This window comes from bacterium (assembly GCA_023145965.1).
In the GTDB taxonomy this organism is placed as follows: domain Bacteria; phylum UBP14; class UBA6098; order UBA6098; family UBA6098; genus UBA6098.
In genome coordinates this window covers 1-10,158 of the sequence record JAGLDC010000122.1, presented here as the reverse complement: position 1 = coordinate 10,158, position 10,158 = coordinate 1, and the positions used below count along the sequence as shown (strand labels likewise).

At 41.0% G+C, this 10,158-nt stretch carries 8 protein-coding genes; 5 read left to right on the top strand and 3 right to left on the bottom strand.

Annotation, left to right across the window (positions count from 1 at the left end; genetic code table 11):
- Positions 1-143 precede the first annotated feature (143 nt).
- Positions 144-2,087 carry a Plug domain-containing protein gene (locus KAH81_10220; GenBank protein MCK5834028.1) on the top strand — a complete coding sequence of 648 codons (1,944 nt, stop codon included), beginning with the start codon at positions 144-146 and terminating at the stop codon, positions 2,085-2,087.
- A gap of 41 nt (positions 2,088-2,128) precedes the next feature.
- Here the strand turns inward: KAH81_10220 and KAH81_10215 are convergent, their stop codons facing one another.
- Positions 2,129-2,533, bottom strand: coding sequence for a hypothetical protein (locus tag KAH81_10215; protein ID MCK5834027.1), 405 nt, complete (start codon positions 2,531-2,533; stop codon positions 2,129-2,131).
- Between the two features lie 206 nt (positions 2,534-2,739).
- On the opposite strand from KAH81_10215, the gene KAH81_10210 reads away from it, so the two are divergent.
- The gene (locus tag KAH81_10210) at positions 2,740-3,840 is read left to right on the top strand and encodes a glycosyltransferase family 4 protein (protein ID MCK5834026.1); all 1,101 of its coding nucleotides are present in this window, start codon (positions 2,740-2,742) and stop codon (positions 3,838-3,840) included.
- Here KAH81_10210 and KAH81_10205 read toward each other — a convergent pair.
- Positions 3,820-5,427, bottom strand: a complete 1,608-nt coding sequence (locus KAH81_10205) for a hypothetical protein (GenBank protein MCK5834025.1) — start codon at positions 5,425-5,427, stop codon at positions 3,820-3,822. The two genes, KAH81_10210 and KAH81_10205, sit on opposite strands and share 21 nt — an antisense overlap.
- Positions 5,424-6,161: a UDP-2,3-diacylglucosamine diphosphatase gene (locus KAH81_10200; protein MCK5834024.1), complete on the bottom strand. Its 738-nt coding sequence runs from the start codon at positions 6,159-6,161 to the stop codon at positions 5,424-5,426. The genes KAH81_10205 and KAH81_10200 overlap by 4 nt, the downstream gene beginning before the upstream one ends.
- A 62-nt stretch (positions 6,162-6,223) precedes the next feature.
- On the opposite strand from KAH81_10200, the gene mtaB reads away from it, so the two are divergent.
- The 3 genes from mtaB to hflX are packed head-to-tail and all read left to right on the top strand — an operon-like array spanning position 6,224 to position 9,878.
- Complete coding sequence (gene mtaB, locus KAH81_10195; GenBank protein ID MCK5834023.1) at positions 6,224-7,486, top strand: tRNA (N(6)-L-threonylcarbamoyladenosine(37)-C(2))-methylthiotransferase MtaB; 1,263 nt, start codon at positions 6,224-6,226, stop codon at positions 7,484-7,486.
- Between the two features lie 17 nt (positions 7,487-7,503).
- On the top strand, positions 7,504-8,766 hold the full coding sequence (gene miaB / locus KAH81_10190; GenBank protein MCK5834022.1) for a tRNA (N6-isopentenyl adenosine(37)-C2)-methylthiotransferase MiaB: 1,263 nt from the start codon (positions 7,504-7,506) through the stop codon (positions 8,764-8,766).
- An 11-nt stretch (positions 8,767-8,777) separates the two neighbouring features.
- A complete protein-coding gene (gene hflX, locus KAH81_10185) occupies positions 8,778-9,878 on the top strand; it encodes a GTPase HflX (protein MCK5834021.1) in 1,101 nt (366 codons plus the stop codon).
- Positions 9,879-10,158 lie beyond the last annotated feature (280 nt).

The window sequence follows — 10,158 nt, the reverse complement described above, 5'->3', positions numbered from 1 at the left end:
GAGAATGAGAACGACGACAAGTTCGTACATTTTTTAAAACCGGACCGTTCACATTATCCTCGTATCCTTGACTTTTGGCCCGTTTTTGTGATTGTTGGACTGCTTGCTTTTGTAACAATTTTAATTATAAGATGGATGTCTTGATGAGTTATATATTTAAATATTCAGCGATTCTGTGTTTATGTTTTTGTTCTATTGCACAAATGAATGGTGTCGAGCAGGGTAGTGGTAATATTCCTGTTCTTGGAATTGCTCGGGTTAGTGAAGTAGCTGATAGCATTTTGGAGATCGACAAAGAATACACTTTGATAAGAAAGATTGACGGCCAAGAGCTAAAGCACTTTCCGAGTTCCGATTTACCAGAGATAATATCACGACAGGGCTTGGCATCTTCTGTTAGATTTCTTTCGTTTTCGCCATCGTTTTACCTCGATGGCGAGGAGTTATTCTTTACTGCTGATGGCGCTGTCGATTTCTATGCTTTACCCCTCGAAGCTATATCCTCAATACGTATCAATTCACCGGCTTACGGTGCTTTGCACGGCGGTTCATCTCTATATTCTTCTGTCGATTTTACCTTGCCAATTGGCCCTTTATCGAGCGATTATACGCGTCTTTCGGCGCACTGGGGCGCAGACAAAAGACAGAGGCTTTCCGGGCTATTTTTAAAAAAACTGGGGAATGCCGCCGCTTTTGGTGTATCCGGTGCGGAGTTTAATGGCGATAACATCCAATCCGAAGGCGATTTTAATAACCGGGATTTCTCCGCAATCGCATGGGGCGAATACAGCGGATTCAGGCTGTCCGCCTTCGGGGCTCGCATGGAACGCGACACAGAAATTCCCCGTCCAAATCTTACAGGCCTTAAAAACGAATCGCCCCATCTAGACAGCGACAGGCTTATCGTTCATACTAAATTAGAATACGGTCTGCCGAAAGCGGAATTTGCCCTTAAATACACACATCAGGACGAGAAGAGACAATACAATGGCGATCCTTCTGACACAAGTGACTCGTATTATACTGAAAATACATTTTTCGTCGATGGTGCAAGACTCGATCTTAATTATACTGGTATCAAAAGACTCGATTTAAATATCGGCGCTGGCACTAGGGTATTTACGACCAATCACCGCCCCAAAAACGACTATAATGCTTCAATCTTAGCGGAGCTAGCAATATCGCGCAATACCTCGGCGTTACTCTCTTATAGAGTTAACAGGAATTTTATCGCGGAATTCGAACACAGCCCTTCATTGGCTATAATTGCCCGAGTAGATAAAAATTCAATTATTCGTCTTAATTGCTATTATAAAGAAGGCCTCATCAATCTAACAGCTCGTCTTCGTGGCGATGAATATGACCGATTTTTAGTGTCTGGCGATGGCGAGTATTCAGACACAATTAATTTTGTGAGATCTACTGAAGGAAGACGCGATGAGAAGACCTTAGGTGCGGAATTGGAGTGGCAATATTCCATTCCTTTGGGAATGGCTATAAAATTAAGGGCTAGCTATATGGATTTGGAGAATCCGGGATTGTGGACATTTATTGAATATTCTCCATATTATGTTTCATGGGGATCGGTCGATGAAATTGAAAAAACTGTGTTAATTCCACTCGAAGCGGAATTTAAATATGCGCCGGATAGCCTTTTAGAATTTGGCATAACCTACAATTACAATTATTATATAACTGATTCTTTTTCGAATGATAATGATTTCACGGAAAAAGGCCCCTTCATGATTTATGGCGTCCCCGAACATCGCATTATTGCGCATATTCAGGAGGCCCGCGAATATTGGGAAGGTCACGCTGTCTTGCTACTTCGGCTTGAGGGCGAGGCTTTATTCGGCTTGAAAAACATGGAAGGGAATGAAATTGACCCGTGTGCGAAATTTCGCACAGAATTACGGTTAGACTATAACGGTTTCAGCGTTTTCGCCTATGGCAAATACGCTCTGACTGACAAGGACGATGGTTGGGAGAACGCCATCTACGGTCTGGACTATTTCCTCGATGGCTCGTTCTACGAGCTTCCAAAATGGAGTTGGCGCGCCGGCGTTGAATGGTTCTTCCTAGATTAAAAAAAATCCCGCTTTCGCGGGATTTTTATAGAATATTCTAACTATTCCTGCGTAGGTGGAGGAGGGGGAGGAACGGAACCGCCGCTGGCGGAAACGGAAGCCTCTGGTTTTACCATATTGAACTTGAAACCGATTTCTCCTATTAAAGGAAGTGGTTTAGCCTTTCCACTGAATCCGTTAATTAGACCAATCACAAAACACACCATGCCGAAAATCCAAATAATAACAGAGGCGATCCATCCGAGAATAGGAATAACGGCAACGATACTCGCGGCTACAAATAGCAGAATAAGCGCGAGAGCTTGTTGAACGTGATACATTGAAAAGCGGTTTTCTTTGCCTATAACCAGCGCAATAATGAAACCTATCAGTGTAAGATATGCCACGCCAGCCATACCTTTACCCTCTTCGATTTCCTGTGCAGTAAAGCTGTATTCAGTGTTCATAAAACTCCTCTCAAAAATATTATTATACTACTACAAAATACTCTAAAAGTTAATCTTCGTCAAGGTCAATTTTCTAAGCATCTTTATTTTTATTTGTTTGAAAACCCAAATTTGGAATTTACAATCACAGATAATTATAATTAAAAACTAAATCCTTGCCAATAGAATATTGAAGTTATATTTTAACATCGAAAGCGAATTAAAAAATGAGCGATAGAATTAATATACTTTTTACTACTTCAGAAGGCACTCTTACAGGCGCTACTCATTCATTGCTTTATCTCGCAGAGGGGCTCGCGGATAAAGGGCATTTCGTTTATTTGGCTTGCCCTCAGAACTCGCTGTTATATGTACGTTTGAATCACCCAAATGTCAAAAAAATGGCAGTAGAATTCAGGAATAAATTCGATATTGCCTCCATTAGGACTGTGCGCGATATTATCCTGCAAAACTCTATCGATCTAATTAACGCTCAACAAAGCGCAGATCGATATATTTCAATCTTTGCAAAAAAGTTGTATAAACTTCCGGTGCGCGTCATTCATACGCGAAGACAAAAACCATTAAGCTCTGGTGGCGCAATTCAAAGACGGTTTTATGTCCGCAATACCTCGAAGATTATAGCCGTAAGCCATAATCTAAAAAAAACACTAGTTGGCCTGGGTTATCCTGCTAATCACATCGAAGTTATTCTCAATGGTATGCATCCGAGTTTCTTTGAGCGTGCAGATATCAGTAAAACGAAGCTATTAAGAGAAAAATTTAACATAGAAAAAGGGGAGAGGGTAATCGGTTGCATTTCGAGGCTGAAAAATCAAGAACAGTTAATCCGAGCAGCGGCACTTTTACCAGATGATATTACTCTGATGTTTGTCGGTATAGAACCAGGTTTTTTCGATGTTTTGACAAGACAATTGGATATTTCGAACAGAATTATTTATGCTGGTATTGTGCCTAGAGAGGAAGTTGTTGATTATTACAGACTTTTTGACCTTTTTGTTCTGCCATCGACAATGGATGGTTTCGGATTAGTGCTTGTGGAGGCTATGGGGCTGGGCGTTCCGGTCATCGGCACGCGTTCGCAAGGAATAGTTGATGTTATCGATAACGAGAAAAACGGTCTATGGTTCAAGGATGGTGACATTCATGAACTTGCTGATAAAATAATGCTTGTTCTCGAAGATTCAAAAGAGCGCAAACGCATTACGCTTAACGGCATGGTCGCCGCGCGCGAGATTTTTACAATAGAGCGCACTATCGATAATTACGAGACTTTCTTTAAAAAACTAATTGCGAATCGAGTATAGTCGATAACCTTGATTTTGGAACACTATCGGCAATTCCAGTGGCTTGTCTGCCCTATCCAAATAAAAATCGATTGTATAATTTGATGCAATAACCCTTAAATTCGCCTCATCCAAGTTGAAATAATGTGAGTCTATCTCATCTTCGTATCGATATATACCAATACCCCGTGGCGGAGGAGACTCGCCGTTACATAGTTTGATTCTCTCGAACCATTCGATTATCTCGGTATCGTTTTGTGGCGAGTGCTTTAGGGTAACGAAAGCAGGTCGTAAAGCTGTGAAATAGAATTCCTCGAGGCTCGGTGGAATAAGGAACACAGCGTTTTTCTCGGTGTTGCAGGATATCCACTTCAATGTTTTCTGTAGTTCCAAGTCCCTATATAAATATCCGTTTTTAAAGGTCTTTTTATAGATTTTGCTATCGTTATATCCTATTGTAATACCGTATATTAATACCAATCCATTAAGAATATACATTAGGATTATAAATACCTTTTTCACACGGTTACTTTTGGCTTCCATTGTGGAGCTTATAAAAGTAGCTACGAGAAGCATAATCGAAAAAGGAACATAAACATCGGCGAATCTAAATAAATAGAACCTGAGGCCACCCGAGAAGTCAGATAGATAAAAAACAATGCCTAAACCAAAGAAGCTAAGCGAAAATAGCGTGGACAGGGTTATTAGCTTATTCGACTTACTCCTTGTTTTCGTGAAAATAACCGTAAGGAATGCTGTTATGCAGAGGATTATAGGTGCCCAGTAATTATTATTCCACGCCGATGGGAGAACATGGTGGCTTACCCTATATAGAACATGCAGCTCGGAGGCTAGTTGTTTGTTGGCACTTGCAGAGGCAAAAATATACTGCACAACCGAGTATATCCCGAAACACCCAGATAGAATGAGAATAGCAAGCGTAGTTAATAATTTCTTTGTGGAAGGAAATAGAACACTTCTTCCATATATAATTAAAAACGATAAACCTAGACATACAGCGCCGTAAAAACCAACTAAAATATGGAAAGAGAAACTCAGACCCAAAAAGAAGGCTGTTAAATAAGCTTTTCTTTCGAGAGAGAAAGCCAGTGCAAGCAAAATGAAAGCATAGGCAAAAGCCTTAGTCTCTAGGCCCCCAATCATCCATTCTTGCGCAAAAAGAGATTGATTTGTTATAAAATAGGCCAATAAAGGGATAAAAGCGAGGATAAGTATTCTAAGACTCCTGATAATCTTTGTTAAAGCGATAGAAAAAATTATAAGAAGGATGAGTCTTCCAAAAAAAATCAGTGTTAAGAAGGAGAGGGTTTTCGCCGGAAATCCAGCAATTATATTAAAAAGATATCTGTAACCGATTCTTTGGCCTAGATACCAATCGCCAGATATCCAATCGGGATCCGCAAAGTGACGAGCTACAGCTAAAACATCGAATTCATTGTATCCGGGGCAATTATGTAGGAGCCGGAATAAAACACTAACAGCTAGAATTATCCCAAAGTGAAACCACGAGAAATTTTCTATCGATGAATTAGAGGATAAACTTCGGAAGGTTCCTGAGAGTTTTGTGTTTGCGGGATCAGGACTCATATTTTATGGATTTCGAAATTTCCCGATTCGAGAACAGCGTAAGTAAACTGTTCGAAAAAGTCCCCAAGATTGATATATAATGAGTTATCGAGCGAGACTTTCCGTGCTGGTTCGTGCGTGTGGCCTACTATTATACAATCGAAACCATTATCTGCTAACGCTTCTGAGGCTTCGATATATTCGGCCTCGAATTTGAGATTACGTTTTTTTGTATAAATTTTGCTTCCATTCGAGACGAAACGCGCAAGGCATTCGCCAAATTTCTTCGGAAAAAGTTTAAAGAGGAATATATTAATTGGAAAGCGCAGTATAGGTTTAAGAATATTTCTATATCCCCAGTCAGAAGGCGCGAGACCATCACCATGCCCAGCGTAAATCCTAATTCCTTTAATATTTCCGGTATAAGGTCTTTTTAGGACTGTGCAACCTGTAATCGAGATAAATCGATTTCCCAGCCAATAATCGTGGTTTCCGCCAACTATGGTTATTTCTAGACCTCGTTGAGTTGCGCTTCTTAGAATATCCAACGCCTCGTTATTTCCACTTGGGATACCGCCGTAAAATTCGAACCAGAAATCGAATAGGTCGCCTAGGATAAAACATCTTCCGTTATTAGCTATTATAAGTTCAAGAAGAGTTGCCATCTTCTCGAGTTTAATTTTTTCACGTTTCTGGTCACCTGCACCCAAATGCACGTCGGAAAAGAAGTATGTAGGTTTTTCGCTTGAACTCATGAATGTATATATATATAATCCAGAGATTTGCGCAAGGTCAAATTTTTTTTGTAGCTATAATTATGAGAATCAAAGTTAAAGCATTCGGTTGTAAATTGACTCAGTGCGAGGCAGGGACGATAGAACGAGCTTTAGTTTCTGTTGGACATGAGTTGCCATTATCGTCCCCTTACGATGCGGTAATAGTATGCGGTTGCACAGTAACTAACCGCGCGGATTATAAGGTTAGACAGTATCTGCGTCGTGTGCGCAAGGACTGGGGTGTGAGAAGGCTTTTTCTTGCTGGCTGTAGCGCAGTAAAAATGGATGAAAGTGCTGCAAAAAAACTCGAGATTGAAGCTTTATTCCCCTCAAATGAACCTAAAGCAATTATCGACTATTTAGCAGATAATGATTTGCAGGATAACAAGTTAAAGCCATCGAGCGAGAGTATAACAACATTCGATGGCAGAACGCGCGGTTTTGTTAAGATACAGGATGGATGCAACCAGTTTTGTTCTTACTGCATCGTGCCATACGTCCGAGGGCGCGAGAGAAGCGTATCCCCAGATGAGGTAATTAAAAGAGTTAATGAGCTCGATTTAGCCGAGGTTAAAGAAGCTGTTCTTACTGGCGTGCATGATGGTAGATATAAATATGAAGGTGTCGATCTTGCGGCATTATGCCGAAAGATATTGGCCGAGACGAATATTTTCCGCTTGAGACTCAGTAGCATAGAGCCGACTGAAATAACAAATAGCCTAATAGACCTTCTTGCCGACTCGGATAGGCTTGCACCGCATCTTCATGTGCCACTGCAAGCGGGGAGCAATGCTGTTCTCGAGAAAATGAGGAGGCCTTATAATAGAGAGTTTTATGCTGAGGTCGTCTATAAGTTGCACGAAAAGGTCAAAAATATTGGTATCGGTGCGGATGTTATTGTCGGTTTTCCCGGCGAAACCGAGTCCGATTTCGAGGATACATATAATCTCATCGAATCGCTTCCTATAAGCTATCTACATGTGTTTAGATATTCACCTAGGAAGGGCACAGATGCTGAAAAGATGCCAAATCAGGTGCAGGAAGAGGTTAAACGCCTGAGAATGGAAAGGCTTATCGAGCTTAAGGAAATGAAAAAACAAAAATTTGCGGAGAGTCAGATAGGAATTGAGCAGACAGTGATTGTTGAGAAGATATCAGAGGCTAATATCTGTCAGGGATGGACGGGAAACTACATTAAAGCAAATTTTATAAGTCCTTTGGTATCAAAGAATAATATAGTTATACTTCAACCTAATTCTTATGAAAGTGATATAATACATTGCGAAGTAAAAAATATAATATAATTACTTATGGCTGTCAGATGAATGAATACGATTCAGCTGCAGTAGCTAATATTCTCAACGAAGCTGGATGGCATAGGTCAAAGATCGAGGATGCAGATATAATAATAGTAAATACTTGTGCTGTGCGCCAGAATGCCGAAGATCGTGCTATGGGTAGGCTTCTAACAATTGCAGGGACATACCCCAAGAAAACAGTCGGTATTATGGGTTGTGTAGCAAAGGAAAAAGGCAAAGAGATACTTCAAAGAAATAAACATATAGATTTCGCGGTCGGTCCCGGAGAAATAGATAGAATACTAGAAATTGCAGAAAGCGAGAAAAAAGAGTCCATTCTCCTCGAAGCCGACAGGCTAGACGGTTGCGGTCTCAGGGCTGAGATTCCGCAAAATTCGCTAAAAGCCTTCGTGGCAATAACCAGAGGTTGCGAAAATTTCTGTAGTTATTGCATAGTGCCTTACGTTCGCGGCCATTTCAGATCGAGACCTCATGGGGATATTATCGATGAAATAAAACGCGATATCGATTTGGGTATCAAGGAGATAACACTGCTCGGGCAAAACGTAAATAGTTACCTTGATACCTCCTCAAATCAAGATTTCGCTGACCTCCTATATAAAATTCACCGTATCGATGGCCTCTTAAGAATAAGGTTTGTGACAAACCATCCTAAAGATATGTCGGATAAGATTATAGATGCTATTGCTTCATTACCTAAGGTATGCCAGTCCATTCACTTGCCGGTTCAATCCGGTTCCACGAAGGTTTTAAGTGCAATGAATCGAGGTTATACACGAGAAAAATACCTGCAACTTATTGATAAAATTAAAGATAAAATTCCAGATGTTGCCTTATCAACGGATATAATCGCTGGATTCCCGGGGGAAACAGATTCTGATTTTGAGGAGACAATAACATTATATAAATCAGTCGCTTATGCGGGATCATTTGCATTTAGGTATTCACCTCGTCCGGGGACGAAAGCAGCGGGCATACCTGACGATGTTCCTGAGAAAATGAAGATACAGCGGCTGAAGAGAATAATTGACCTTGGACAGGAACTCGCAGAGAAATACAGTAAAATGCAGGTTGGCCGAATAAAGGAAGTCATGGTAGAAGAACTTGTCAACAAAGGGATTCGTCAATGTCTAGGTTTCGATAGATCGGGGAGAAGAGTTGTTTTTGCGGATGAAGGTTGCTCTCTTGGAGACATTCTTAAGGTCAAGGTGATCTCGGCAAAAAGATGGCTTCTATTTGGCGAAGCAATTAATGGGGATTCATAAGAGGACGTAATATGCAAGATAGTATTGAAAAAGTTGTTATTGTCGGAGTTAGAACTCAAAAAACCTCGAAATGCAATTTCGATGAGTCGATGAACGAACTCGAACGCCTAGCTGAAACTGCAGGAGGAAGAGTCATAGATAGAGTAGAGCAGACACTAAATAACCCAAATTCGGCGACTTTCGTCGGAAGTGGGAAGTTGGAATTTGTAAAAAAAGTATTAGAAGAAAATGAAGCATTCACAGTAATTTTCGATGATGACCTTAAGCCAAATCAGGCGCGAAACATAGGAAAAGTTCTAGGTAAAGATATTAAGGTCATTGATCGCAGTGGTTTAATACTAGATATATTTGCTACACGTGCCCGCACAAATGCCGCAAAGATACAGGTCGAATTGGCACAATTGGAATACTTACTCCCTAGACTGGCGGGAATGTGGGGACATTTGTCGCGACAATATGGTGGCTCTATCGGTGCACGCGGCCCCGGAGAAACACAACTCGAGATCGACAGACGCGTTGTTCGCCGACGGATAGCAACCCTTAAATTAAAACTCGAGAAGATCGAGAAGCAAAGAAGGACACAAAGAAAAGGACGCTCTAATAGTTTAAGGGTAGCAATTTTAGGTTATACGAACGCTGGAAAATCGACTTTATTGAACAAAATGACCCATGCCAATGCTTATGCTGAGGATAAACTTTTTGCTACTTTGGATCCAAGGACAAAGATATTACGCACGCCCGAATGCAAAACTGCACTTTTAACAGATACTGTCGGTTTCATCCGGAAATTACCACACCATCTGGTGGAAAGCTTCAGGAGCACACTGGCCGAAGCTAAAGAGGCTGATATTCTGATTATTGTTGCAGATGCTTTACACGAAGCTTTGGATGATCATCTTATTGTAGTTGAAAAAGAGTTGGAGCGTATGCAACTAGTCGATACGCCTAAGATATTAACAATTAATAAGATAGATTTGATTGACGAGCTTCGTTATTCTCAGCTATCTTGTAAATATCCCGAGGCCGTTTTTATTAGCGCACAAGATGGCAAAGGTCTGAATAAACTTATAGAAAAGATATTTACTCAGGATCTACACCGAGTGGTTCGGTAATATACAAACACTTATTAGATAAGCATCTGGAAACTCTTCGGGCGAGCCTATTGGCTCGCCTTTTTCATTACCGTGGGTTTAGTTTAAACCGATGGATGTTTGTGCTCAACGCTGCGCGACTCACTTTTTGTAATGTAAGAGGGTGTGGTGGAGATGGTCGCCCTTTTTGAACCCCCTCTGTCCTTCGGTGGTTTCCCCCTTGTGAAGGGGGAGAAAATTGATGAATTGACAAGGGTGCGTCGTGAGTGGCGCCCGTTTGTCATTGCGGAAATCTTGCGCC